Origin of the sequence: Corynebacterium sp. 212_CJEI (assembly GCF_001055915.1) — a bacterium.
GTDB lineage: Bacteria > Actinomycetota > Actinomycetes > Mycobacteriales > Mycobacteriaceae > Corynebacterium > Corynebacterium jeikeium_D.
On the sequence record NZ_JVPT01000027.1, the window covers coordinates 1 to 25,146 of the forward strand.

Sequence of the window (25,146 nt, forward strand, 5' to 3'; positions counted from 1 at the left end):
GTACGTGAAAGTCCCGCCTGACTATTGACAATCCACATAGGGACCCCCACGCGGATCGGGACCGAGTGGCGACCGTCACCTAGACGCCGAACAGGGCCACTTCCGCCGAGCCGTATTCGACGATCCCGAAATCACTTTCCCGGATCTTCATCCCCCGCCGGTGCTCGATGTCGCCGGAGGCCCGGAACTGGAGGCCGAAAACCAGATCCTCGTCGCCCAGTTCCGGCAGGATCACAATCCTCACCAACTCGAACGGCTCATACGCGGAATCCAGGTCGTCGTCGATGGACAGGAAAATCTCTCCGCCCCCGTCCGGCACGTCGACGAGCGCCTCGAAGCCCTCCCCATCGCCTCAACCCCCGTGGTTTAGGAGGGGGAAGAGGGCGTTCGAGGGCTCAACAGCTCAAGCCCAGGACCGCCGACTTACAGCTCGTCGATGTGCTTGCGCTTCGGGTAGACGCGCGGGCGAGCACCGGCAATCTCCTCAGCAATGCGGATGACCTGGTTGGAGTAACCGAACTCGTTGTCGTACCAGACGTAGAGCACTAGGTGCTTACCGTTGGCGATGGTAGCCAGACCATCGACGATGCCAGCGTGGGTGGAACCAACGAAGTCGGTGGAGACCACTTCTGGTGAGTGGATGTAGTCAATCTGCTGGCGCAGGACGGACTTCAGGGAAACTTCGCGCAGGTAGTTGTTAACCTCGTCGCGGTCGACCTCAGTGTCCAGAGTCAGGTTCAGCACCGCCATGGAAACGTCCGGGGTGGGAACGCGGATGGCGTTACCGGTCAGCTTGCCCTCAAACTCCGGCAGAGCCTTGGCGACGGCCTTTGCGGCACCAGTCTCAGTGAGAACCATGTTCAGGGTGGCTGCGCGACCACGGCGGGAACCCTTGTGGAAGTTGTCAATCAGGTTCTGGTCATTGGTGAAGGAGTGAACAGTCTCGACGTGACCGAACTCGACGCCCCACTTGTCATTGACGACCTTCAGCACCGGGGTGATGCCGTTGGTAGTACAGGAAGCTGCCGACAAAATATTGTCAGAGTCCTCGATGATGCTGTGGTTAATTCCGTAGACGATGTTCTTTACATCGCCCTTGCCCGGCGCGGTGAGCAGAACCTTGGAAACCCCCTTGGACTGAAGGTGCTGCGACAGTCCCTCACGGTCACGCCAACGACCGGTGTTGTCAATGACAATCGCATCGTTAATGTCGTAGGCGGTGTAGTCAACAGTTGCCGGGTCGTTGGAGTAAATGACCTGGATCGGGGTGCCGTTTGCCCAAATAATGTTGTTTTCGCGGTCAACCGAGATGGTGCCGTCGAATGCACCGTGGACGGAGTCACGGCGCAGCAGCGAAGCACGCTTGACGATGTCGTCCTCACCATTCTGGCGAACCACAATCGCGCGCAGGCGCGGGCCGTTGAACAGTGCCTCACGAGCCAGCAGAATGCGGGCCAGCAGACGACCGATACGTCCGAAACCGTAGAGGACAATGTCGGTCTTCGGGGTGTGAGTCCCGGCACCGATAACCTCGGCAAGCTCCCGCTCGAGGAATGCGCGCAGGTCGCCGCCTTCCTCTTCGAAGCTGGTAGCCAGGGCGCCCAGGTCGATGGAGGCGGTGCCGAGATCCATCTTCACCAGTTCCTGCAGAATCGGCAGAGTCTGGCTCAGAGGCAGCTCCTGCGAGGTAATGCGACGGGCGTAGCGGTGCGACTTAATGATGCCGGTCTCGGTGACGTTTTCCAGTCGGCGGCCGAAGATTGAAGTCACGACATCGTTGTTGCGTCGCAGCTGTCCCAGGAGGGGGATCATCTGCTCTGCAAGGCTGATGCGCTCATTCCAGTCATTGCGCTTGATGGGGGCCGAATCCGACATAAATCCTCCTGGCTTAAATGAATATGAGTTCCCCCTCAAAATACCCCGCACACGCCGTTCACCGGCTATCGCCCTCAACTGGGTACCCCGTATTGTGGCCCAGCTTTCACCCAATCGGGGGAGGCACTGGGAGGCGACCTGAGGAAGAAAAGTGAACCCTACTTACCCGTTAGAATTAAAGCCATGACGGAACCCCTGGATATCCAGCAGCAATCTCCCGCCCAGCCGCCATACCGCCTTGTAGTCACGGATATGGACGGGACTCTATTAAATGAAGACAAGGAAATCCCGGATTCCTTTTGGCCGGTAGTCACCGAACTGCTCGACCGCGGTGTCCACTTCGCTCCCGCATCGGGCCGCCAGTACGCCACTCTGGCCGACCAGTTCGCCCCCATTGCACACCGCATCCCAATCATTGCGGAAAACGGCAACTATGTCGCGGATGCGGGCGAGGTGGTCTCGGTTACCAGTATCGACCACGACATCGTCACCCAGTTGGTACACGCGATCCGCCAGTTCAACGACAACCGCGTGGCAGCGGGGCGCACTCCTCTATCGGTTATCATCTGCGGCGCTGCCAGCGCATACGTGGAGTTTTTCCCGCCGCATTTCAATATTCCGGAGGAAGTTCAGCAGCTGCAATTCAACGAGGCCGCCAAGTACTATTTGAAGCTGCAGAAGGTCGATGATGTCATCGCCGCCGCCGCCGAGGACGGCATCGTCAAAATTGCCGCCTTTGATCCTTACTCCGTCGAAGACGAATCCGCCGATTACTTGCGTTCCCAGAGCCCGCACCTGCGCGCGGTAGTCTCCGGTGCACATTGGGTCGACCTCATCGACGCCAACACCAACAAGGGCACGGCACTCGCCGCCCTGCAGGAGGCCCTCGGTGTCTCTTCTGCCGAAACTGTCTGCTTTGTTGACTACCTGAATGATCTCGAGCTCATCGACCACGCAAGCCGTTCGTTTGCCATGTCCAACGGTCACCCGGAAATCAAACGCCGCGCCACCGACATCGCACCATCGAACGCGGAGGAAGGCGTCATCACGACGCTGCGCGAACTGTTCAACCTCTAACGCCGCCCCAACGTAATTGACCCCTTACCCCACTGGAGCGGTAAGTTAGAAAGGTTGAACCCGATTCCCTTATTCCGATTTTCTTTTTAAGGAAAGCGTAGTCTCCCTGTGACCACTCTCGCCGAAGAAGCAGCACGCCGCCGCACATTTGCCGTCATCGCACACCCGGATGCCGGTAAGTCAACGCTCACCGAGGCGCTGGCGCTGCATGCTCATGTCATTAACGAAGCCGGTGCTGTCCACGGCAAGGCCGGCCGCAAGTCGACTGTGTCCGACTGGATGGACATGGAGAAGGATCGCGGCATCTCGATTGCCTCTTCCGCGCTTCAGTTCGAGTACCAGCCAGAGGGGCACGACGGCGAGCCGTACATGATCAATCTCGTCGATACGCCTGGTCACGCTGACTTTTCCGAGGACACCTACCGTGTGCTCACCGCTGTCGACGCCGCTGTCATGCTTGTCGACGGTGCCAAGGGTCTCGAGCCTCAGACGTTGAAACTGTTCCGGGTTTGTAAGTCCAACGGAATTCCCATCGTCACCGTCATCAACAAGTGGGACCGCCCGGGTAAGGCTCCCCTGGAGTTGATGGATGAGATTGTCGCGGAGATTGGACTGCAACCGACTCCGCTGTACTGGCCAGTTGGTGAGGCCGGCGACTTCCGCGGTCTGCTGGAGCGTGGTGAGGACGGCGAAGCCAAGCAGTTCATCGGCTTCGAGCGCACTGCCGGTGGCGCCACTATTGCCGCTGAGCGTCACCTCACCCCAGATGAGGCCTCCGCAGAGCAGGGCGACGCCTGGGAGACGGCAGCCGAGGAGTCCGAGCTACTTTCCGCCGATAGCGCTGACCACGACCAGGAGATGTACCTCGCTGGCGACACCTCTCCGGTGATTTTCGCCTCCGCCATGCTGAACTGGGGTGTCCACCAGATCCTGGACACTCTCTGCGAGCTGGCTCCGGCACCTGGTGCCCGCGAGTCCGACCCGGCTGCCGTTGCCGCTGCAGCGGCTGGCGGCCAGGGGGCTATCGTCGAAAAGCGCGAACCGACGGATGATTTTTCGGGCGTCGTGTTCAAGGTGCAGGCGGGTATGGATACGCACCACCGCGACAAGCTGGCCTTCATGCGCGTTGTCTCTGGCGAGTTTGACCGCGGCATGCAGGTCACGCATGCGCAGTCGGGACGTACTTTCTCCACAAAGTATGCTTTGACCGTTTTCGGCCGGACACGTTCGACTGTGGAGACGGCTTACCCGGGCGACATTGTCGGCCTGGTCAATGCGGGTTCACTGGCGCCGGGTGACACGATCTACGAGGGCCGCAAGGTTCAATTCAAGCCGATGCCGCAGTTCGCGCCCGAGCACTTCCGCACTCTGCGCGCCAAGAGCCTGGGCAAGTACAAGCAGTTCCGTAAGGCTGTCGATCAGCTCGATGCCGAGGGCGTGGTGCAGATTCTGCGCAACGATGCCCGCGGCGATGCCGCCCCGGTGATGGCCGCGGTCGGCCCGATGCAGTTCGAGGTCATGATGGCACGCATGGAAAACGAGTACAACGTCGAGACCATCGCCGAGCCAATCCCCTACTCCGTCGCCCGCCGCACGGACGAAGAGACCGCGCCTGAGCTGGCAAAGCAGCGCGGCGTGGAGATCTTCACGCGTTCCGACGGCGCCCTCATCGCCCTCTTCGGCGACAAGTGGAAGCTGTCCTTCATTGAGAAGGAGCACCCGGAGTTCACGCTCGAGACGCTGGTCGCTGACTAGAGTTTTAAGGAGATTTCACCAACATTGAGCCAAACGGTTGAGCTTCCTCCACAACCAAGTGCATGGCAGCTTTTTACTGCCTTCCACTCCCGTGCGCAGAGATGGCCAGGTGCCCTCCGCGCAGCACTCGCGCTATTCCTGCCGGGTGCCGTGGCACTTCTCACCGGACATGGCTCGGAGATGCTCCTTATCGCCGCTGGTGGTTGCGTGGTCATCTATGGCGAAGGCCACCCCTACCGCAGCCGTCTGCGCGTGATGGCCATCGCCGGGCTATGCTTGATCGCCGGAGTTATGTCCGGCAGTTTTGTCGGCTCGGTGGTCCACAGTGAGATCGCTTCCGGCGGCAGCAATCTATGGCTGCTGCTCATCGCACTTTTTACCACGGCGTTGGCCACCATCGGCGCTTTTATTCAAAACGCACTGCGCCTGCCACCGCCAGGTTCATTCTTCATTGTGATGGTCTCCGGCGGCACAACAATGATCGCCCGCCTCGGCTTCAACCCGGTGGAAACCGCCATGTGGGCTACCGTTGGCGTGCTTTCCGCGATAGTCATCGGCATGGCACCGCGGTTGTGGAATCCGCATGGCCCCGAGATGGCGGCTGTCGAATCCCTTGAATCAGCCATCGACGCGATGGAAAAGTCAGACTCGACATCGTTCGCCGTTCATCACCAGGCGCAAACTGCACTCACCGACGCATGGGAATCGCTTGCCGACGCAGGCATCATCCGTGGCAGCAAAATCGTTAAGCCCTCCCACACGGAACTGGTCAACCGTGTCATTGCTGCTCATCAGCGGCTGATTGCTATCCGCACACGCTTGGGCGTGCACGGCAGCGCTGTGGACATCGTGGACACGCCTAACCTCTTCGACGAGACGCAGACAACCATTCCACTCGCGCGACCAAGCGTGAGTTACCGAATCTTCCGCTCTTTCGATCGCTATTCCCATGCGTCGATGACTGCGGCAAAGGTTGCTATTACCGGTGGCTTAGCTGGTCTCATCAGCGTGCTTGTCGGTCTCGACCGGCCTGACTGGGCGGTGGTCAGCGCATTGATGACTCTGCAGTGGGGTCCCGACCGCACCGCTGGTTCGATCCGAGGGATTCACCGCATGGTCGGCTCGATTATCGGCATTTTCCTCTATGCGCTGCTCTTTTCCTTTGGCCTGGACAGCTGGACGCTACTTATCGCGCTTGCAGCCTGCCAATTCGGCGCGGAGATTCTCGTGGTGAAGAACTATGCGCTGACGACAATCGTCACCACTCCATTGGCGCTGCTGCTGGGCGGAAACGTCGCTGGCGAACTCGCACCGATTGTGACCGATCGTGTCTTGGAAGTCGGTATCGCCTGCGCGCTGGCTCTCGCTGTCCTGCACTTCTGGCCAACCGAGAGCATTGAAAAGCACTACCTGCGTCATATTCCGCGCTGCTATCGACAGATGGGCGCTCTTCTCGGCGCGCTGCTAACCGGTACTCCGAATCAGGCGCTCGATATTCGTCGAGATCTCCAGTACGAGCTGCTCAGTGAGCGCCAGGCCATCTCGTCTTTGGCCACCAACGACCCCAAAATCGCCGCTCCGCACTGGGACGGCCATCGTCGCATTCGCACGGCTGGCTATTTGTTGCTGGACTACTGTCGCACGCATCCGGATATCCGCCCCTCTCACGAGGAGATTTCCAAGCTCGTTGAGGTAGTCCAGGCAGCTAAAGCTGAGGAGCGCTAGTCCTCCGGCAGCGGGGGCTCCTTGCGCAGGTCGCGGGCAGTTGCCCGCCGTACCTCGCGCGGTTCCTCCTCCGAGCCCCGCGAACGGAACTTAGCCGCGATGTCCTTCAACGAAGACGACAGCGGCGGCAGCTTCTCCAGCGCGTCACGGCCCGCGTCCCACGCGTCGGTAGCAATATTTTCCGCTTTCCGACGGAACTTGCGGACCTTCTCCTCACGCTGCCGCTTAGTCTCTGCCGCGTCATTTTGCCGCTCGCGCTCACGCTCAAAGGCGGCGACATCGCGGGCCTCCGCGTCGGAAAGCCTCTTCGAAGCGTGTGCCGCGGCGTCCCACGACTCCTCCAGCGATTCCGCGAGGTGCAACATGGCATCGATGCGCTTTTCAACTTCGCGCAACTTCTCGCGGTAGCCCCGCTGAATGTCATAGCGGCGCATGATGCGGCGGGCACGAGTGGCCTCATTGCGCCAGGTGATGATTGCGCCCTCAGAAATCGACTCATCGACGACGAAACGCATCGTCCACGGGTCGACATCAGCGCTGGCCAGATTGTTGCGTACCCGCTCCTCGCGGTCGAGGACGTCCTGCACGAGACTGCGGGCACGCTCTTCGGCTTGATGGGCGCGGTTGGTACGGGAGTTATCTGGTCGGAAGCTCACCTGGACTATCCTACCGCTCGGCTGCTGCCAAAGCCGGTACTTGGTCGGTCTCGGAGCTCTTCTGCTGGTCATTGTCGCTCTGGTGCTCGAGGCGAACCCAGGAGACAAAGCCCCAAATAACGAAGCATCCGTAGAAGAGGTACAGCGCCGCCGACGGGTAGTAGCCACCCTTGAGCAGCAACGGCACTCCCACGGCGTCAACGGCAATCCAAATTAGCCAGAATTCGTTCCACCCGCGGGCCATACCCCAGGTCGCCAACATCGAACCGACGAAAATCCAGGCATCGGCCCATGGCCCCCACGAGCCCAGCATCTCAAAGATATTGGCACAAATCACAGTGGCGAAGATAGCCACGGTAATCATCCCAATGCGTTCCGTTGCCGTCGCCCACCGCGGCTCAATTGCGACCTCGTCACCGCTCTGATTGCGGCTCTTGACCCAGCTGAACCACCCGTAGAGACTGACGACGATAAACATGACCTGACGCCCAGCCTGGCCATAGAGATCAAGATTTTGTGGCGTGTGGAAAACTCCGCCGAGGAAGACGGTAAACAGCAAGGCATTTCCGATAATGCCGACCGGCCAAGCCCATACCTTCCGTTTCATACCTAGGAAGGCACACGCCAGGCCAAAGAGGTTACCGACAATTTCACGAATCAAGATTGGTGCTCCCGCCACACTGAGCTGTGCAGTGAGGAAACCCACCAAAAAATCCGACACGTATTCCACGAATTATTCAACTCCTTCTCTTTCATCCGGACTATGACCGTCGGTTTCGGATTCCAACCGAAATCTGCTTGTCCCCTACCTGACGACCCTTCTGGCCACAGGTAGGGCGCTCGTGGACTTGTCTGCGTCAGCCGCAGCATCACCACCGGTGAGGAATTTCACCTCGCCCTGAGAATGCGAGTTCAACGTTAGCACTGTCGCCTTGCGCGCATGTGCATTTTATTCAATGAGGTTTCAATATGAGGTTCTAATACAGCCTCGACATAATTACGCATCTACAATGCGTAGTATGAGCCAAAAGCCCCGCCAACCACGTCCTCCCCGCCCCGCCCGCCGCTCCCATCACAAGCGCTCCGCTGGCTGGGTTCCGGACCAGCACGGCGCCTGGTTCATGGTCACCATTCCCCCGCTGACCGCTCTCGCCCTCACCCCCACAGGGACAGGCCTTGCCGTCACCGCGACCTGGCTGCTCGGCTACTTCGCATTCTTCGCCGTGAGCGTCTGGCTCCGCTCTCGTCGCCAACGCCGCCACCTCGCACCCGCCGCCACATACACCGCGCTCACTGCCGTCGCCGGCTGCATCACACTGCTTGCCGACGTTTCCCTCCTCACCTGGGTCGCCCTCATTGCCCCTCTTGCCGCTATCGCTATTTGGGAGACCTACCGCCGCCGACCGCGCTCACTTCTCTCTGGTGTCTCCACCGTTCTGGCCGCTAGCCTCATGGTGCCTATCATCGCCGGACCAACCCCGAAAGCTTGGGCAATTGCGGCTATCTACGCTGGATATTTCGTCGGCACCGTGCCCTATGTAAAAACTATGATTCGCAAGCGCGGCAACCGCCAGTGGCTCATTGGCTCGGTCACGTATCACGTTCTCATTACCGCCGTGGCCATCATCGGGTGGCTCCTCCTCCACGACCGGAACCTCATCAGCATCGGTGTGCCCATCGTCGCAATTGGGCTTCTCATCAGGTCTTTTGCCATGCCAATCTCCGGCGCTCGCCGCGCTCGGCCGTGGACTCCGAAACAGGTCGGAATTCTCGATGCCTTCTTTGGAGTCGCCGTCGTTCTGGCTGCGTGGTAAAAACGACGGCGGGGACATACTTTGGGGATTTTTGGGGAGGGGATGAAGTCTATGACTTCCACCAAACACGCAGTCAATCACGCAGTTTCCGTCTCAGACTTGGCCGCTAGCCTGAACTCGCGGCAGGCACCACAGTCGGGCTGGCGCAGCTGGGTTCATAAGGCCACCTGGGGCGCAATTTCACCGCGGGAATCATCGTCGGCACGCAAGCAACGCGAGCTGATAGAGCGGGTGCGACAGCCTATCTACGGTGACTACAACATCGCTGTTATCAGCGTGAAGGGCGGCGTTGGCAAGACGTCGACAACCATGTGCCTGGGCGCCACGCTTGCAAGCCTGCGCAGTGACCGAATCGTCGCGATCGACGCGAATCCGGACTTTGGCACCCTCGGCGCACGCGTCACCGCAGCCAATCCCGCATCTATTCGCGATCTGCTCCGAGCCCCGGATACGGACAAATACGCGCAGGTCCGCGCGTACACATCTCACACTCCATCGCGCCTGGAGGTTGTCGGCAGCGACCAAAACCCGACATCGACGATCGCGCTTTCCGACGGTGAATACTGCGCAGCCCTCGACATCCTTCGGCGTCATTACAATGTGAGCCTGACTGATTGCGGCACTGGCCTGACGCAGCCCATCGCCGCTTCGATTCTTTCTGCGGCCAATTGCCTGGTGCTGGTCACCACGCCCGCACTGGACGGCGTGAAAAGCGCCTGGACGACGTTGGATTGGCTTTCAGCGCACGGCTTCGAACGGCTGGTTTCTACCACTGTCGTGGTGGTCAACGAGCTAAATAAACAGGGGCTGTCCACAGAGACCGTGCACGAACTATTTGCCCAGCGCTGCCGCGCAGTGCAGGTCATCCCCTATGACCCGCACATTGCGAATGGCGCGAATATCGAGCTGGACAATCTCCAGCCCGCCACTACCCAGAGCTATCTCGAATTGGCGGCCATGATTGCCGATGACTTCGCGCCGACTACGGGCCGTCACAGTTTTATTTAGCTCAGGTGCTGACGAATCCCCTCGACATCGACCTCCTGAACGGAGGCGGGCTTGAAGGTGGCGTCGCGGTCCTTGTCCACCAAAACCGCCCGCACGCCTTCGGCAAAATTGGGGTGCTGACGCATGTAAGCGCCGAGCTTCATCTCCCGGTTCAGAGCCTCCTGCAGCGTAACCCCCGGACCCGCGTTCGCTGCATAGAGCTCCGCTGCCGCCACGAGACTCTCCGGGTTGGCGGGTGCCAGCAGATCGCGGAAGGTCTCCACTGTTGACGACGCACAGGAGCCAGCCTCAGCGGCTTCGTTGAGAGCACGCTCAATCTCCAACCAGCTATCAGCGCCGAAGCAGGCCTCGATGCAATCGCTCCACTCGGCCAGCTGCGGCTCACCGAGCAGCTCACGAGCCTCAGCCGAGTCCACATCGAGCGCATACTCCGCAAGCGCCGAATCAATTCCGTCTCGGTCCAGTGCCGCGACGAACTCGTCCAGTTGCGCGGATGGCACCGCATGCGTTGCCCATCCAGCCCACAGCATGTCCGCCGCAGTTAGGCGGTAACCGGTCAGTCCTGCAAACCGAGCAATCGCGGGCGAGGGGCCGCCCAACTGAGTGTTCACATGCTGCGAAAAATAGGTAATGCCCACATCGGGAACAAAGCCGATTGCCATTTCTGGCATGGAGGCGCTGGCTCGCTCAGTCACGATTCGGTGGGAGCCGTGCATGGAAACTCCCAGGCCACCACCCATAGCGATGCCATCAATAATCGCGATATATGGTTTGGACTGCGCAAATTCCGCAATCATCGCGTTCATCTCGTACTCGTCCCGGAAGAACTTCTCCCCCTGCTCCGGAACACCATCGAGCACAGCCTGCCGAACTGCGCGCACGTCACCACCGGCACAAAACGCCTTGGGGTGACCGGATGAAACAACAATGTGATCCACCGAGTCGTCGTCACGCCATGCGCGGAGCCCCTCGACGACCTCGGTGACCATATCTAAATCGAGCGAATTAAGTGCCTTCGGCCTGTTCAACCGAAGGTGACCAGATCGCCCGTGGACTTCTCGCAGCACCTTCGGCTCATCGACCTCGGTGCGTGCAGTGCCAGAACCGTTATCAGTAGCAGTCATGCCACCCAGTGTGACACAGATAACTAACCAGGGAAAGGTTCTGACGGGAAGGTTCTGCTGCGAAGGTTCTGACGACCAGAACCTCACTGAGACTAAGGAGCTACTTCTTCTTGCTCTTCTTGTCCTTTTTGCCCTTCTTGTGCTTCTTGCCCTTCTTATCGGACTTGCCTGCGCCCTTTACGCGGTCAGCCTCGAGATTGGCGGCAACGTCCGGCACATAGCGGAACTCCGTGCGCGGCGGACGCTCGTAGCTTCCCTCCGACTCCGGACGCTCCGGGATTTCCGGAACATCGCGGTGAATGCGCTCGTACGGAATGGTCGTCAACAGGTGGTTGATGACATTGATACGCGAACGCTTCTTATCCTCAGACTCAACCGTGAACCACGGTGCGGACGGGATATCGGTGTGGATGAACATCTCATCCTTTGCACGGGAGTAATCCTCCCAGCGGGTGATGGACTCCAAATCCATCGGCGAGAGCTTCCAGCGGCGCAGCGGATCCTCACGGCGGGACTTGAAGCGGGCAACCTGCTCCTCGTCCGACACAGAGAACCAGTACTTACGCAGGATAATGCCGTCTTCGACCAGCAGACGCTCAAAAATCGGCGCCTGATGCAAGAAGCGACGGTACTCCTGGGAGGTGCAGAAGCCCATGACCCGCTCAACGCCGGCACGGTTGTACCAGGAACGGTCGAAAATCACGATCTCACCAGCAGTCGGCAGCTTTTCGACGTAACGCTGGAAGTACCACTGACCCTGCTCACGGCTAGTCGGAGCCGGCAGGGCCTCAATACGACAGGTACGAGGGTTCAGGTACTGCGTGATGCGCTTAATGGCCGACCCCTTGCCGGCAGCGTCACGCCCCTCCATCACGATGACAATTCGGGCACCGGTTTCTACCACCCACTGCTGCATTTCGACGAGCTCTGCCTGGAGCTTTTTGAGCTCGGCCTCATAAGCCTTCTTGTCGAGCTTCGGTGGGCGCTGGACGTCGTCATTATTCATAGTCCACAGTTTACCCGGCAGGGCGCGACGACCCTATTCGCCGGGTTTAACCGCGGGGCCTAATAGCTAACCTTTTTGCAACCCTAGTCGCGTGAGTAAAGACGCAGCGTGACCTGCGCAACAAGCCCAGCGAAGACCATGCCAATAACGACCACGATCGGCGCCACCACACCGATATCGCCGTTGGTCAGCGGCGCCAGGAGCTGTGCCTTGTACAGGTTACTCAGCGCCGGATCGATGACCGTCGCCTTGCCCAGGAACAGCGCACCAATGGCCAGCACACCACCAATCAGCGACGCAATCACAGCCTCGAGGACGAACGGCGCCTGCGTGAACCAGCGGCTGGCACCGACCATGCGCATAATCTCAACTTCCTTACGACGCGAAAACGCCGCAATCTGCACCATGTTCGCAATCAGGAACACCGCGGCAACGGCCTGCACCGCCGCTAGCAGGAAGGTCGCATTTCGAACCGAGTCCAGGTTCTGAGCTGCAGTACCGATCTCTTCATGCTGATCAGTAACGTGGTCGACCTGTGGTAGCTCCCGAATCGGATCGAGCGGGCTGACATCGGTCGGATCACTCAGACGCACCATCACGACAGCCGGCAGCGACTCCGGCGTCGCATTTTCCACGAGCACGGGGTCACTGTCCTTGAACATCTCCACGAAGTGGTCAAAGTTTTGCTGACGATTTCGGAAGGTCACCGAATCAATGCCGTCAGCCTCTTCAAGCTTGCCGACGACCTCAGCACACTCCGGCGATGAGCAAGTTTGATCCTCGGCGGAGATTTGTTCATTCAGCTCGATCTGCACTTCTACGCGATCGAGATAAAGATCTTTCGTGCGGCTGGTCTGCTCAGTAACCAGGATGCCCGTCGCCAGCAGCGCCAACGACACCGCAGTCGTAATGATCATCGCGATGGTCATCGTGATGTTTCGGCCCAAGGAGGAGAAAGCCTCACCGAGGACAAAGCGAGTCTTCATAGGTCAGTAATACCTTTCGAATGAGTTCTTCTACCGATGGACTGTCTGCTAGTTGTTCAGGCCGTAAACACCCGTGGCGTCGTCACGCACGAGACGCCCCAGCTCCAGCTCCAGCACGCGGCGACGCATGGAGTCCACGGCATCGTTGTCGTGAGTCGACACAATAACGGTCGTGCCCATGCGATTGATGCGGTCAAGCAGGAGCATGATGTCACCGGAGGTGCTTGGGTCGAGGTTGCCGGTGGGCTCGTCGGCAAGCAAGATGAGCGGGCGGTTGACGAAGGCACGAGCAATGGCGACGCGCTGCTGCTCACCACCCGACAACTCATGCGGGTAGCGGTTTTCCTTGCCCGAGAGCCCGACCATTTCGAGCGTTTCCGGAACTGCCTTGTCGATTTTCGCTTTCGGCTTGCCAATTACCTGCAATGCGAACGCGACATTTTCGTACACCGTCTTCTTTGGCAGCAGGCGGAAGTCCTGGAAGACGTACCCCACCTTTTGACGCAATTTCGGGATGTTGCGACGAGAAATCTTGGTTAGATCCTGGTCTGCAACTGTCAGTTTTCCTGAATCCACTTTCTCTTCACGCACCATAAGGCGCAGGAAGGTCGACTTACCAGAGCCCGACGGTCCAATGAGAAAGACAAACTCACCTTTATCTATGTGGACTGAAACGTCGTCGAGAGCTGGTCGGCTAGAAGTCGAATAGGACTTGGTAACCCCGTCGAAAGTGATCATAAGTAGACACTCTAATCACTTAAGCCACTCAAGTCACTCTGGAATGCGTGGAATTGGTCGCCGTGACGGGATTGCGGGAACAGGCGGCGTCGAACGCTACCCCAGAGCGCGCGACTGCACGAAAGCTCACGCCATAGCGGCATTCGAAATTATTTTCCCCAAAAATCTTTAAATACCCCTTTAATTCGCTTGCCTGTTCGATTACAATGAGCCATGAAAGATTAAACACGAGGATTAAAAACACCGAATAGCATCGCCGAGCTGCTTGAAGCTCGGAAAGTTAACACTCAGAGCTAGTCGAAAATACTTTCCCTACCTCTTCCCTATTCCAACATTTCAACGTCCAGGCCTTATCTTTCAGGGGGATTCAACAATGGCCAGCGGGGAAAATATACCACGCAAACGCACTTACACTGCGGCGATGGAAGCAACAGCGCCACGCTTTCACCATGAGATTTCTCAAACAGCACCAGCACGTCTTGGAATTGACCGCAATCGAGCTGACTTGAAGCTTGCCCTTGCTTGTGTTCCCTGTTCTTCAACAAAAGATGTCGAAGATTACATCGCCAAAATCGCTCCAGCTCTTGGCATGTCACGTGGGAGAACACTCCAGTACATCGATGTCGGAATGCAACTAGAGCGACTCCCGCGGTTAAAAGAGCTTCTGCTCAAACGCGCACAGCTACCGCTTCCCCACATGCGGGTCATTGCCACGGCCATCCTCCCATTGGATGACCCCTCGGCTGTGAGATATTTCGAAGACCATCTCCTTGAGCTGATCACGCCGAGAGTCAATGGTGAAGTTCTTCGCGGAGTTCGGAGCCTTCAACAGAATATTCAGCGACTTATTGATGAAGTCAGCCCGCTATTGCGCCCGAAGAATGAGTACGACCCGCCGATCACTTCGTTTCAAAAAGGCATCGAACAAAAAGCTGGCGAATCTATAAAGTTCGAGTTAAAGGACACCCTCACTGAAGTCACCATGGAACTGATGCCTGAGCGGGCAATTGAGTTTCAGAAGGTCTTGGAAGAAATCACCGCTGATCAAGACTGCGACTTCGTCGAGGCTTTTTCACACCTTCTGCACGGGACTGCTCAGGTCACCGCCACACTGAATCTGTACTGCCCGCTTACCCAAGACAAGCCCCAAGAAGCCTGGATTGGCGGCCTAGGGTGGATCAACAAAATCGCCGCTGAATCCTGGCTCGATCGGGTCACTAGCATCCGGCTACTAGCGGACGAGAAAACGGAAAAGTACTCGCCAACAGAGCGACAGCGTACTTACATCCAAGGTAGAGACGGCACCTGTCGCTTTCCCGGATGTGATGTCGATGCGACGAAGTGCGACATCGACCACATTCAGCCGTATAACCACGAGAATCCCGACGAAGGTGGCCAAACCGAGACGCCCAACCTCCATTGCCTATGCCGTCGCCACCACAATCTAAAAACGGCCGGTCTTTGGAATGTCGTGCGCGATATCGACGGCGTGGAGTACTGGACCTCCGCCACTGATCAGAGCGCTGAAAAAGCTGCCCTAATCAGCACAGAATCAGGGCCGCTCTCCGGCCACGGTCGCTACTCCTTCGACCTGCGCAAGACAAAGAAAGCACAGACACTCAAGGAGTACAACGAGCAGAGGTTGGAAAACCTCCGCGAATCACAGGAGCTGACAAATCAGGCTCGCGAAGAACTGGGAATGAACAAAAACAAGAGAAAATCAGAAGCCGACGAGCCCACCACACCGGAAGCACCGGAAACTCCCGAGACACCGGAAGCACCCGAAGACGAACCGCCGTTCTAGCGCTGCTCCCCTTCGGACTGCTGAGCCATGCGCCAGCGAATACCGGCCTCAATGAAACCGTCGAGGTCACCGTCGAGGACCGACTGCGGGTTGTTGACTTCGTATTCGGTACGCAGATCCTTCACCATCTGGTACGGGTGCAGCACATAGGAGCGCATCTGGTTACCCCACGAGGCATTGCCGCCTGCGCCGAGAGCGTCCAGCTCCGCGCGCTCTTCCTGGCGCTTCTTCTCCAGCAACTTCGCCTGCAGAACTCGCATGGCAGATGCCTTGTTCTGGTGCTGGGACTTCTCGTTCTGGCAAGTCACCACGATGCCGGTCGGGACGTGCGTAAGCCGGACCGCGGAGTCCGTGGTGTTCACCGACTGCCCACCTGGGCCGGAGGAGCGGTAGACGTCGATACGCAAATCTGACTCGGGGATGTCGATGTGATCCGTTTCCTCCACAACCGGCAGCACCTCGACCTCAGCGAAGGAAGTTTGGCGGCGGCCCTGGTTGTCGAAAGGACTAATACGAACCAGCCGGTGCGCGCCCTGTTCGACCGAGAGGGTGCCGTACATGTACTCGCCATGGACGACGAAAGTAGCGGACTTAATACCGGCCTCTTCAGCGTAGGACGTGTCGTAAACCTCGACCTTATGCCCGTGCTTGTCGGCCCAGCGCAGGTACATGCGCATGAGCATCTCGGCCCAGTCAGCGGCATCCACGCCACCGGCACCGGAGCGGATGTTGATGACCGCCTCGCGCTCGTCGTAAGGCCCCGAAAGCATCGTCGTGACCTCGAGGGATTCGATGTCGGCACGCAGCTCAGCGCGTTCGGCATCGGCCATCTCGACGGCGTCGGGGTCGCCCTCCTCTTCCGCGAGTTCATACATCACGGAGAGATCGTCGAGGCGCCCGCGCAGCGAGTCGATCTTTTTCTTCTTCGCCTGCGCCTGCGACAGTGCACTGGTGACCTGCTGCGCGTGGTCGGGGTCATCCCACAGCGACGGATCGGCGGCCTGGGCTTCCAACTCCCTGATCCGGTCGGAAAGCTCGTCGACATCGACCACCTTCTCAATGGTGGTCAGCGTCGCGTCGAGTTCTTTGAGGTCAGCATTCAGATCCGGGTTCACGGGTACTACCTTAGCTATACCGCCTGTTTCGGTGCACAATAGGACGTATGTCTGAATCCACCGCCAGCCAAGATTCCAGCCAAGACCCGCACCAAGATTCCAGCCAAGACCTAGAACTCTTTCTCTCCCAAGTATCCGAGTCGATTGTGGCATCGGATACCAGTGTTGCGGTTGCCATCGTGAAGCGTGCCGCTGCCATTGCCGCGCGTATGCGAGACGAAGGCCTGGTCACGGAGTACAAGACATCGATTTCCGACGTCGTCACCGCGGCCGACCGCGCAGCGGAGAAATTCGTCGTCGAGGCTTTGGCCGCGCTCCGCCCGGAGGACGGCATTCTTGGCGAGGAAGGGTCAGCGAAGGAGTCCCAGTCTGGTCGCACGTGGGTGATTGATCCTGTCGATGGCACCTACAACTTCACCACTGGTTCGGACTACTGGTGCAGCGCATTGGCGCTGGTTATGGGCGATGTGAACGATCCGGATGAGGTCGTCCTCGGCGCGGTGCACCGTCCGGCAACCGGCGAAAGCTGGATTGGTGGCCCCAGTCTCCCGACCACTCGTATCAACATTGACGGCACTGTTGACGATCTCCGGGTCACTGACCACCCGCTTTCGGAAGTCTGCGCAGCGACCTACCTCCACACCACGGTGGTGAACTCGAGCGAGGAATCCGAGGTCACCGCCACAAAGTCCTGGTTGGATGCGGTGTCCCGCAGCGCTACCTGGCGCATGCTGGGCTCAGCGTCGGTGGATATGGCAGGCGTGACCGACGGCCGCATCGGCGTGTGGTTCCAGCGCGACGTCGCAGCCTGGGACTGGCTGCCTGGGTATGCGCTTATCTCGGGCGCAGGCGGCGAATGCACGTCGGTGGGGCGCTGGAAGCTCGCGGGCTCGAGTGGCCAGGTCGCAGAGTTACGTGAGGTTCTGCGCTAGAATTTCGGCCATGACCACCTCTTACTCCGAAGATCTCGCCCTCGCACTCTCGCTTGCCGACGCAGCCGACGAGCTCACGATGTCCCGCTTCGAGGCGGCCAATCTAATCGTCGAGTCCAAGCCCGACCTGACACCGGTCTCCGATGCCGATATCGCGTGCGAAAAACTGCTCCGCGAGATTCTGTCGGACAAGCGCCCGAGCGATGAAGTTCTCGGCGAAGAATTCGGTGGCGAAGCTGTGTTTGAGGGGCGCCAGTGGGTCATCGACCCCATCGACGGCACTAAGAACTTCGTGCGCAATGTCCCGGTCTGGGCCACCTTGATTGCCCTGCTGGAGGACGGCAAGCCGGTTGTCGGCGTAGTCTCTGCCCCAGCACTGGGCCGTCGCTGGTGGGCATCCGAGGGCGACGGCGCATTCAAGCGCACCCACGTCGATGGCCGGGAAGCCACCGAGCGCCGCATTGAGGTCTCGAAGGTGGCAGACATCGCGGACTGCTCAATTTCCAACTCTTCGCTCACCGGCTGGGCTGAGCGCGACCTACGCGATAACTTCATCGGGCTTACCGATGACGCCTGGCGACTGCGTGGCTATGGCGACTTCTTCTCCTACTGCCTGGTAGCCGAGGGTGCGGTCGATGTCGCCGCGGAGCCGGAGGTTTCCCTGTGGGACCTGGCAGCGCTTGCGATCCTGGTGGAGGAAGCTGGCGGCCGCTTCACTTCCCTCGCGGGTGTCAACGGGCCGCACGGCGGGGACGCAGTTGCGACGAATGGGTTGCTTCACGACGCCGTCGTCAAGCGCCTGGGCGGGTAAACAGGGTTTTCCAACCTATCGCAATTTGCGACGAGCGGCTCACTATCTCCCGTCCGCGTGACCGATATCCAGGATACGTCGCAGCTCAGCAAATACCTCAGGGCGTACCTCATGGGTTACCACCCGTCCACTCTTAGACCTAGTTAGCAGCCCGGCATCCGCCATGGTCTTTAAATGATGCGACACCGTCGGCTGACTAAGCCCAGAAACAGCGGCCAGCTCCCCTACGGTCATCGGACTACAGCCAGCGGCAGCGAGCTGAGACAAAATTTGCAGGCGCGCCGGTTGCGCCAGCGCTTTGAAGAGCGTTGCCGCAGCCTGCGCTTCCGCCGCGTCGAGAGGCCGACCGCCAAGTGCACAGCATTCTGAGATTTCGTCCATACCCGTTGAGGCTACACGGCCTCCCCTCTAAATATATTGACAATCATCGATATATTGATTACACCGGAAACTATGACACAGACTACAAAGTCACTCAGCTTCCTAGACCGCTTCTTGCCGCTATGGATTGCAGCTGCAATGGCAATTGGCCTCATTCTGGGCAAAATTGCACCGTCACTTGTGAACTGGCTGGCAGAGGCAAAAATTACGACAATTTCCGTACCAATCGCCATCGGATTGCTGGTCATGATGTACCCACCGCTCGCAAAGGTTCGATACGACAAAACGGGCAAAATTTTGACATCAAGGAAGCTGATGGGCATCACAGTCTTCCTCAATTGGATTCTCGGCCCCGCACTGATGTTCACCCTTGCCTGGATATTCCTCAGTGATAGTCCAGAACTGCGCACTGGCGTGATCATCGTCGGTCTCGCCCGCTGCATTGCAATGGTTTTGGTCTGGAACGACCTATCTTGCGGCGATACTGAAGTCGCTGCCGTATTGGTGGCCGTCAACTCGCTATTTCAAATTTTCATGTTCGGCGCTCTAGGGTGGTTCTACCTGCAGATTCTGCCCTCCTGGTTGGGACTGGAAACCACTTCCGCCACCTTTTCTTTTTGGGCAATCGCACTATCTGTAGTGGTATTCCTCGGTATTCCGCTTCTGGCTGGCGCGGCATCACGCATAATTGGTGAACGCACCCGTGGTCGCGACTGGTATGAAAATGAGTACTTGCCCAAAATCTCACCATTGGCACTTGCCGGCCTTCTATACACAATCGTGTTGCTCTTTGCGCTTCAGTCACAGCAGATTCTTGAGAATCCCTGGACCGTTGCGAAAGTGGCACTACCACTAGTGATCTACTTCCTCGCCATGTTCGCGATCGCTCTCACTTCGGCCAAGGCCGCGGGCATGAACTACGCAACCTCCGCATCGATTGCCTTTACGGCCGCCGGAAATAACTTCGAGTTGGCAATTGCGGTTGCGATTGGCACCTTCGGCCCATTGTCCCAGCAAGCACTTGCGGGAACGATTGGACCACTTATTGAAGTACCCGTACTCGTTGCACTTGTCTACGTCACCCGCTGGCTCGGGCCGCGCCTTTTCCCCAATGACCTTTCCGTACCGGACAAACTATAGAAAAAGGGTTCTGAAGTGAAGGAAATCCCGAAGGTACTTTTCATCTGCGTGGCAAATGCCGGTAAATCCCAGATGGCCGAGGCCATTGCGCGTGCAAAATATGCCACGCAGTTCATCGCCCTTTCAGCAGGAACAAACCCCAAAACTACTACCAATGCGCTTGCAGCCAAATCAGTTGCAGAAATCGGCGCCTCTATGGACGGTGCATCACCAAAGCCCATTGACCCCACGATTCTCCAGACTGCAGATCGTGTTGTCATCATCGGCGATGCCGCTCATGTAGAGCTCCCCTCGGACGCTGAAGGCTCACTCGAGCGTTGGCTTACTGACGAGCCTTCAAAACGAGGCATCGACGGAGAAGAACGCATGGATCTGATTCGCGATGACCTCGAGCGCCGTATCGACGAGTTAGCTGTCGAACTCCGTTCCACTAAGAATCCCTAAGCGGCAGAATCCAACAAAAGCCGCCTTATCGCCAGCGTAAGCCACACGACTGCGCCGACGCCTGCGATGAGGCCGAGGAGCAGGAACATCAGGCCGACTGCCCAGAGCCCGGTGGTGTCGTCGGTGCCGGCAATGATGCTCCAGCACAGGGCGTAGCCGGCGACGGCAGCCCACCAGGTGGGCAGCAGGTTCAGAGTTGGGACGGCCACGCGCATCATGGCAGAGGCAGTGAGGATGACCATCGCAAAGCCGCTGCAGAAAACCTGCCACGGCGAGTAGTCGTATTCGCCCTCGAGCGTCCACGCGAGCGTACAAAAGCAGATTAGGAATGCTGCGACGAAGACGAAAATCGTGTGCCCAAATGCGATACGCTCGCCGTATTTTTTGGCCAACCATGCGGCGCCCACCCATGCGAGGACGGTGGGGATGGCAATGATCAACAGGTACGCGAGGAAGACACCTGGCACCTCAGCCCAGGTGAAACTCGTCAGCATCGATGTCATGCCACCAGGCTACGCCTGCCTCTTAGCTTTTTGAGCGCGCTAGTTTCCCAGTAAAAACACAGACGAAACACCATGATTTACACATAGTCACTTAATGTATTGTCAGGTTCGGTTGCTACAACTAGAAAGTCGTTTTCAATACGCCGTTTGTAGAGAGTGCTTTTTACCAAAGAGCACCTCCCTATAAGTTGTAGTAAAGGAGAAATCCGGGGTGAATAAACCTACCCGAATTGTGGGGCTCGATATAGCGCGCTCACTCGCCATCATCGGCATGATCATTGTCCATATGGCCTCACTACTTTGGAGCACAAAGGTTGTGCTCTCTGGCCTACCCTCATCACTGTTCGCCATTATCGCCGGCGCCACAATGATGATCATCGGCCGCAATTACAGCAGCACTACCTTCTTGCGCTTGATCACTCGCGGCGCCCTAATCATTCTCATCGGCCTGGCACTATTGCCGGTGGGTGGAGAAATTCAGGTGGTCCTCGTCATCATGGGCCTGGTAATGATGCTGGTTTCCTGGATGCCAGCGCTCGGAACCTGGTGGCGAGTCGGCTTCTTCATCGCCGCCACCATCGCCGCCACAATTAAGTACGCGCCTATGACGCTGCCGCAGATCTATCCGCTACTCGCGTGGATCGCATATTTCATCGGCGGCATGCTGCTTTACGACGTCTACCTACGCCGTCGCCTGCAAGACACTTCCACCTCTGAGAACAGCGCCAATGCTCGGTTGAGCTGGATTGTCACCGCTGTCAGTGCTGTCATCACGGCCGTCGGCATGTACTTCCGATTTGATCCCGAGATTGCTGGCTGGCTCCGTTTTACCGGACACACTGGCGTCTTCGGAGAAATCATTCTCTCCGTCGCAGTTGCCGCCATTGTCCTGCACTTGTGCCTTTTCGTAGGCGATCGCTTCCCAGCTGTGGTTTACCCATTCGCGGCTATGGGAACAATGTCGCTGACAATCTACATCCTGCACGTTCTCACCGCGTTTTATTGGCAGCAGAATGTTGCATTGCATTCCACGTTGTCTGCAGCAGGTTTCATCGTATTCTTCCTCGTCATCGCTAGCCTCTGGAAGAAATTTGTCGGACAGGGCCCTGCCGAAAAACTCGTTGCCACCGCAATCAAGGGCATTGTTCCTTCTGGGAAAGGGAAATAACCGTGAAGAAAACATCTTTTTCCATCGCAGCAATTGTTAGCAGCACCCTGCTTCTATCTGCGACTCCAGCTATTGCATTGGAAAACGGCGAACCCGCGCCCGCCAATGCTGAAAGCAGTTCTGTGGCCGCGCTGAAGATTGGCAAAATCGGTAATTTCGGTGACTGCACCGGCACGTTGGTTGCCGATCAGTGGGTGCTCACCGCACGCCACTGCCTGGAGTCTGTGAACAACGAAGGGACCCAGGCCCGGATCGGCGGGAAGGTCTACGATGCCGATTCTTGGGCGCTTTCTCCAATGTCTGATGCGGGATTGCTTCACCTGACCCAAAAGGTCACCGACGCAACCCCGGCGAAGGTCTCCCACGATATCCCCACACCTGGACAGACGGGAACTCTCTACGGCTGGAGCAGCAGCTCGTCCATGGCACGATCCGGGCAGCTTCCGATGACCAAGATGGTCGTCAATGAGCTGCTGGGCGGCGGGCCGACTGAAGGAACTCCAGGTGAGGCTGCGCCTGGTGGTGCTGTTCCGGGTGACGCTACTCCAGGCGAAGCTGTTCCGGGTGAGGCTATTCCGGGCGGCGCTGTTCCGGGTGACGCTGTTCCGGGTGACGCTATGGAATCAATGGAGATGCAGCCAGGAGCTGCCATGCCAGATGACTCCAAAACCGAGTCGATTCCGGCAGGGACAGAAAGTATCCCAGCCGACGCTGCCATGATGCCAATGATTCAAAGCGCCATCCTGGACGCACATTCCGTTTCTGGCGCGGGTATGCAGGGAGGCGACTCCGGTGGTCCATTCTTCGTTGACGGAGAGCTCGCTGGTCTCGCTACCGCCGGAACCTCCAATGGCGACCCTGACCTGCCCTCCCCCAGCGCAGCTATCACTACCCTCGCTGGCACTGCTGACTGGATCGATGACATCACCTCCGGCCGTGACACAGAAAGTGTGCTAACTGCGGAGAACACTCCTGCTCCGCCAAAGACCATTCAGACCAGCGGTGATCACATGTGGGCCTACCTCGCCATCGCATGCGCTGGCGTGGTTATCGCAGCGGCTTGGTCGCGCATTAGGAATGGGCGACAGTAGAACCGTCTGACCTCAACCACAAGCCGCCTCCCCGGAAAGTACTGGGTAGGCGGCTTTTATCGTGCATGCGAGGAACTTAAACGTGACTGAAGCCACAAAATCTCTCGGTAACTGACGTACAATCGTGAGGCATTCCTATGGTTTTATTCTAATTTTTCTATGAATTGACGATGCGATTCACATAATTGCTCATTGGTGAAACCCCACCAACGAGAAAAGTAATCAATTCCCGTGGATGGTTACACGCCCTTCGACGTCTTGATGGATATCGGTTGGATTTCGTTGCTGCTCATCATCGGTAATTTGATGCGGCGATTCATCCCCTGGTTCCAGAAGCTCCTCATTCCTGCACCGATTACTGCAGGCCTACTCGGCTTGCTACTAGGCCCCAACGCTTTGGGGATCATCCAGTTCAGCGAGCACTTCGGCGACTATGCGACGATTCTAATCGCCGCAGTCTTCGGTGCCCTGCCGTTCACAATGGACTTCGATGCCAAGGTTCGCCAGCGCGCGCGAACAATGTGGTCCTATTCCGTGGGCATGTACCTGGCACAGTGGGGCTTCTTCGCACTGCTTGGCGTGATTCTTTTCGCCCCGCTGTTCAATACTCCGGACTGGTTCGGCATCATGCTGCCCGTCGGCTTCGTCGGCGGTTTCGGTGTGGCAGCAGCAGTTGGTGGCGCACTGGACTCGGCCGGGACTGAGGCCACGAGTTTGGGCTTTACAGCCGCCGCGGTGGGCATGTTTTCCGCAATTGTCGGTGGCGTTATCTTTGCCCGCTGGGGTTCAAAGAAGGGGCACACCAACGAGTTGCCCGCCTTGGATAAACTGCCGGAGGACATGCGTACCGGCATTATCTCTCTTCCCGGCCAGCGTCCAAGCGTGGGACGTGCGACCACGAGCCCGTCCTCAATTGAGCCGATTGCGCTGCATGTCGCGGCACTGGCGGGGACGCTCTTCCTGGCGAATATCCTGACTAACTTGGTCAATGACGCTTTCCCGGCCTTGAGCTTCCCGCTGTTCGCGATGGCCTTCCTCGTCGGCCTGGCGGGTGTTGGAGTACTGCACCTGATTAAGGCACCGCACTACCTGGATACGAAGTTGATGGGTTCGGTCTCCGGCGCGTCGACGGACTTCCTGGTTGCAGTGGGCATCGCGTCGATTGTGCCGGCAGTAGTGGCCACCTACATCGTCCCGCTGATTATTCTGTTCGTCGTGGGTCTGGCCTTCTGCCTGGTGTTGTTCTTCTACGTCGCACCACGAGTCTTCGAACATGGTTGGTTCGAGCGCGCCGTATTCAGCTGGGGCTGGGCAACCGCTTCCGTAGCCACGGGTATCGCCGTCCTGAAGATTGTGGACCCGGAGCAGAAATCCGGCACTCTCGAGGAGTTCGGCATGGCCTACGTGGGCTTCGCACCATTCGAAATCGCGGCGGCCATCCTCGCCCCCATCGCCATCATCGCCGGACTGGTGTGGCTATTCGGTGGGGTCGCACTTATCGGTGGCCTGGCTCTGTTGATTCCGCCGATGATCTGGTTAAAGAAATCGAAAGCCAGGGCTTTGTAGAAGTTCCCACACCGCCCACATTTGCGAGCCCAGCGTGGGCTGTCCGGGCCTGTCTGGCAGCTGTCTTCCCACCGTTTTGCCAGTATTGCGCTCACTTATCGATGCATGATTCACCCATCGATGCGCTCCAGCGTATCCATAAGTGAATAACTCATCGATATGTGAAACCGAAAGCTAGCAGCGCGTACATGAGCTGAGGCAAGTCGACCAGAATCAACCCAGCAATCCCCTCAAGCTAAGTACCTTCAGCCCGACTAATCGAGCAGCGCCTCACACCGCATTTCTGATGGCCGCCCCTTTAATGCCCGGTTGTGCAGTGCGCGAGTTCGTCAGACCCAACGGCTACCCAACGACTTACCCCCCCCAAAAAAAACGGTGAAAAACGGGTTAAGTAAAGAAAAGTGTGTCCGCATGCCACCATAACCCC

24 protein-coding genes and 1 riboswitch are annotated in these 25,146 nt (G+C 58.2%); of the genes, 13 read left to right on the top strand and 11 right to left on the bottom strand.

Annotation, left to right across the window (positions count from 1 at the left end; genetic code table 11):
• Positions 1-79: 79 nt before the first annotated feature.
• Both ADB02_RS02325 and ADB02_RS02330 read right to left on the bottom strand, forming a co-directional pair.
• Positions 80-319, bottom strand: a complete 240-nt coding sequence (locus ADB02_RS02325) for a hypothetical protein (protein ID WP_049189549.1) — start codon at positions 317-319, stop codon at positions 80-82.
• A 104-nt stretch (positions 320-423) separates the two neighbouring features.
• Positions 424-1,875 (bottom strand): glyceraldehyde-3-phosphate dehydrogenase, encoded by a 1,452-nt coding sequence (locus tag ADB02_RS02330; protein WP_049189550.1) that lies wholly within the window; start codon positions 1,873-1,875, stop codon positions 424-426.
• 183 nt (positions 1,876-2,058) lie between these two features.
• On the opposite strand from ADB02_RS02330, the gene ADB02_RS02335 reads away from it, so the two are divergent.
• From ADB02_RS02335 to ADB02_RS02345, 3 genes are all read left to right on the top strand, one after another.
• The gene (locus tag ADB02_RS02335; RefSeq protein ID WP_049189551.1) at positions 2,059-2,952 is read left to right on the top strand and encodes a Cof-type HAD-IIB family hydrolase; all 894 of its coding nucleotides are present in this window, start codon (positions 2,059-2,061) and stop codon (positions 2,950-2,952) included.
• A gap of 108 nt (positions 2,953-3,060) precedes the next feature.
• Complete coding sequence (locus tag ADB02_RS02340; protein WP_049189552.1) at positions 3,061-4,707, top strand: peptide chain release factor 3; 1,647 nt, start codon at positions 3,061-3,063, stop codon at positions 4,705-4,707.
• A gap of 24 nt (positions 4,708-4,731) precedes the next feature.
• A complete protein-coding gene (locus tag ADB02_RS02345; RefSeq protein WP_049189553.1) occupies positions 4,732-6,432 on the top strand; it encodes an FUSC family protein in 1,701 nt (566 codons plus the stop codon).
• Here ADB02_RS02345 and ADB02_RS02350 read toward each other — a convergent pair.
• Together ADB02_RS02350 and pnuC are read right to left on the bottom strand one after the other, a co-directional pair.
• Positions 6,429-7,088 carry a hypothetical protein gene (locus ADB02_RS02350; RefSeq protein WP_016423226.1) on the bottom strand — a complete coding sequence of 220 codons (660 nt, stop codon included), beginning with the start codon at positions 7,086-7,088 and terminating at the stop codon, positions 6,429-6,431. The two genes, ADB02_RS02345 and ADB02_RS02350, sit on opposite strands and share 4 nt — an antisense overlap.
• Before the next feature lie 10 nt (positions 7,089-7,098).
• Entirely contained in the window at positions 7,099-7,818 is a 720-nt protein-coding gene (pnuC, locus tag ADB02_RS02355) for a nicotinamide riboside transporter PnuC (RefSeq protein WP_049189554.1), read from the bottom strand.
• Positions 7,819-7,828: 10 nt separating this feature from the next.
• Positions 7,829-7,998: riboswitch (FMN riboswitch) on the bottom strand.
• A 109-nt stretch (positions 7,999-8,107) separates the two neighbouring features.
• On the opposite strand from pnuC, the gene ADB02_RS02360 reads away from it, so the two are divergent.
• Together ADB02_RS02360 and ADB02_RS02365 are read left to right on the top strand one after the other, a co-directional pair.
• Complete coding sequence (locus ADB02_RS02360) at positions 8,108-8,902, top strand: YwiC-like family protein (protein WP_065421705.1); 795 nt, start codon at positions 8,108-8,110, stop codon at positions 8,900-8,902.
• 51 nt (positions 8,903-8,953) lie between these two features.
• Positions 8,954-9,910, top strand: coding sequence for a MinD/ParA family ATP-binding protein (locus ADB02_RS02365; protein ID WP_241482383.1), 957 nt, complete (start codon positions 8,954-8,956; stop codon positions 9,908-9,910).
• On the opposite strand, the gene ADB02_RS02370 is transcribed toward ADB02_RS02365, so the two are convergent.
• The 4 genes from ADB02_RS02370 to ftsE all read right to left on the bottom strand — a co-directional run bounded on the left by ADB02_RS02370 (position 9,907) and on the right by ftsE (position 13,764).
• Positions 9,907-11,034 carry a 3-hydroxyisobutyryl-CoA hydrolase gene (locus ADB02_RS02370; RefSeq protein WP_049181361.1) on the bottom strand — a complete coding sequence of 376 codons (1,128 nt, stop codon included), beginning with the start codon at positions 11,032-11,034 and terminating at the stop codon, positions 9,907-9,909. The two genes, ADB02_RS02365 and ADB02_RS02370, sit on opposite strands and share 4 nt — an antisense overlap.
• Before the next feature lie 100 nt (positions 11,035-11,134).
• Entirely contained in the window at positions 11,135-12,040 is a 906-nt protein-coding gene (ppk2, locus tag ADB02_RS02375) for a polyphosphate kinase 2 (protein ID WP_049189557.1), read from the bottom strand.
• An 83-nt stretch (positions 12,041-12,123) separates the two neighbouring features.
• Positions 12,124-13,026, bottom strand: a complete 903-nt coding sequence (gene ftsX / locus ADB02_RS02380; protein ID WP_048733903.1) for a permease-like cell division protein FtsX — start codon at positions 13,024-13,026, stop codon at positions 12,124-12,126.
• A 48-nt stretch (positions 13,027-13,074) separates the two neighbouring features.
• A complete protein-coding gene (ftsE, locus tag ADB02_RS02385) occupies positions 13,075-13,764 on the bottom strand; it encodes a cell division ATP-binding protein FtsE (protein WP_016423233.1) in 690 nt (229 codons plus the stop codon).
• Positions 13,765-14,185: 421 nt separating this feature from the next.
• Here ftsE and ADB02_RS02390 point away from each other — a divergent pair, with 421 nt between their 5' ends.
• Positions 14,186-15,568 (top strand): HNH endonuclease signature motif containing protein, encoded by a 1,383-nt coding sequence (locus ADB02_RS02390; RefSeq protein WP_224783740.1) that lies wholly within the window; start codon positions 14,186-14,188, stop codon positions 15,566-15,568.
• Here ADB02_RS02390 and prfB read toward each other — a convergent pair.
• Complete coding sequence (gene prfB / locus ADB02_RS02395) at positions 15,565-16,683, bottom strand: peptide chain release factor 2 (RefSeq protein WP_049189559.1); 1,119 nt, start codon at positions 16,681-16,683, stop codon at positions 15,565-15,567. The two genes, ADB02_RS02390 and prfB, sit on opposite strands and share 4 nt — an antisense overlap.
• Before the next feature lie 47 nt (positions 16,684-16,730).
• Here prfB and ADB02_RS02400 point away from each other — a divergent pair, with 47 nt between their 5' ends.
• Positions 16,731-17,615: an inositol monophosphatase family protein gene (locus tag ADB02_RS02400; RefSeq protein ID WP_049189560.1), complete on the top strand. Its 885-nt coding sequence runs from the start codon at positions 16,731-16,733 to the stop codon at positions 17,613-17,615.
• Positions 17,616-17,625: 10 nt separating this feature from the next.
• On the top strand, positions 17,626-18,426 hold the full coding sequence (gene hisN / locus ADB02_RS02405; protein ID WP_016423237.1) for a histidinol-phosphatase: 801 nt from the start codon (positions 17,626-17,628) through the stop codon (positions 18,424-18,426).
• 42 nt (positions 18,427-18,468) lie between these two features.
• Here hisN and ADB02_RS02410 read toward each other — a convergent pair whose 3' ends face one another.
• Entirely contained in the window at positions 18,469-18,807 is a 339-nt protein-coding gene (locus tag ADB02_RS02410; RefSeq protein ID WP_016423238.1) for an ArsR/SmtB family transcription factor, read from the bottom strand.
• Positions 18,808-18,879: 72 nt separating this feature from the next.
• Here ADB02_RS02410 and arsB point away from each other — a divergent pair, with 72 nt between their 5' ends.
• Positions 18,880-19,947 carry an ACR3 family arsenite efflux transporter gene (gene arsB / locus ADB02_RS02415; RefSeq protein ID WP_049172185.1) on the top strand — a complete coding sequence of 356 codons (1,068 nt, stop codon included), beginning with the start codon at positions 18,880-18,882 and terminating at the stop codon, positions 19,945-19,947.
• Between the two features lie 15 nt (positions 19,948-19,962).
• Positions 19,963-20,391: a low molecular weight phosphatase family protein gene (locus ADB02_RS02420; RefSeq protein ID WP_049189561.1), complete on the top strand. Its 429-nt coding sequence runs from the start codon at positions 19,963-19,965 to the stop codon at positions 20,389-20,391.
• Here the strand turns inward: ADB02_RS02420 and ADB02_RS02425 are convergent.
• Entirely contained in the window at positions 20,388-20,894 is a 507-nt protein-coding gene (locus ADB02_RS02425) for a hypothetical protein (protein WP_049189562.1), read from the bottom strand. The two genes, ADB02_RS02420 and ADB02_RS02425, sit on opposite strands and share 4 nt — an antisense overlap.
• A 211-nt stretch (positions 20,895-21,105) precedes the next feature.
• Here ADB02_RS02425 and ADB02_RS02430 point away from each other — a divergent pair, with 211 nt between their 5' ends.
• The 3 genes from ADB02_RS02430 to ADB02_RS02440 all read left to right on the top strand — a co-directional run bounded on the left by ADB02_RS02430 (position 21,106) and on the right by ADB02_RS02440 (position 24,719).
• A complete protein-coding gene (locus ADB02_RS02430; RefSeq protein WP_049189563.1) occupies positions 21,106-22,062 on the top strand; it encodes a DUF418 domain-containing protein in 957 nt (318 codons plus the stop codon).
• A gap of 2 nt (positions 22,063-22,064) precedes the next feature.
• Positions 22,065-23,153 (top strand): trypsin-like serine protease, encoded by a 1,089-nt coding sequence (locus ADB02_RS02435; protein ID WP_049189564.1) that lies wholly within the window; start codon positions 22,065-22,067, stop codon positions 23,151-23,153.
• A gap of 231 nt (positions 23,154-23,384) precedes the next feature.
• The gene (locus ADB02_RS02440; RefSeq protein WP_053087273.1) at positions 23,385-24,719 is read left to right on the top strand and encodes a sodium/glutamate symporter; all 1,335 of its coding nucleotides are present in this window, start codon (positions 23,385-23,387) and stop codon (positions 24,717-24,719) included.
• The last annotated feature ends 427 nt before the right edge of the window (positions 24,720-25,146 follow it).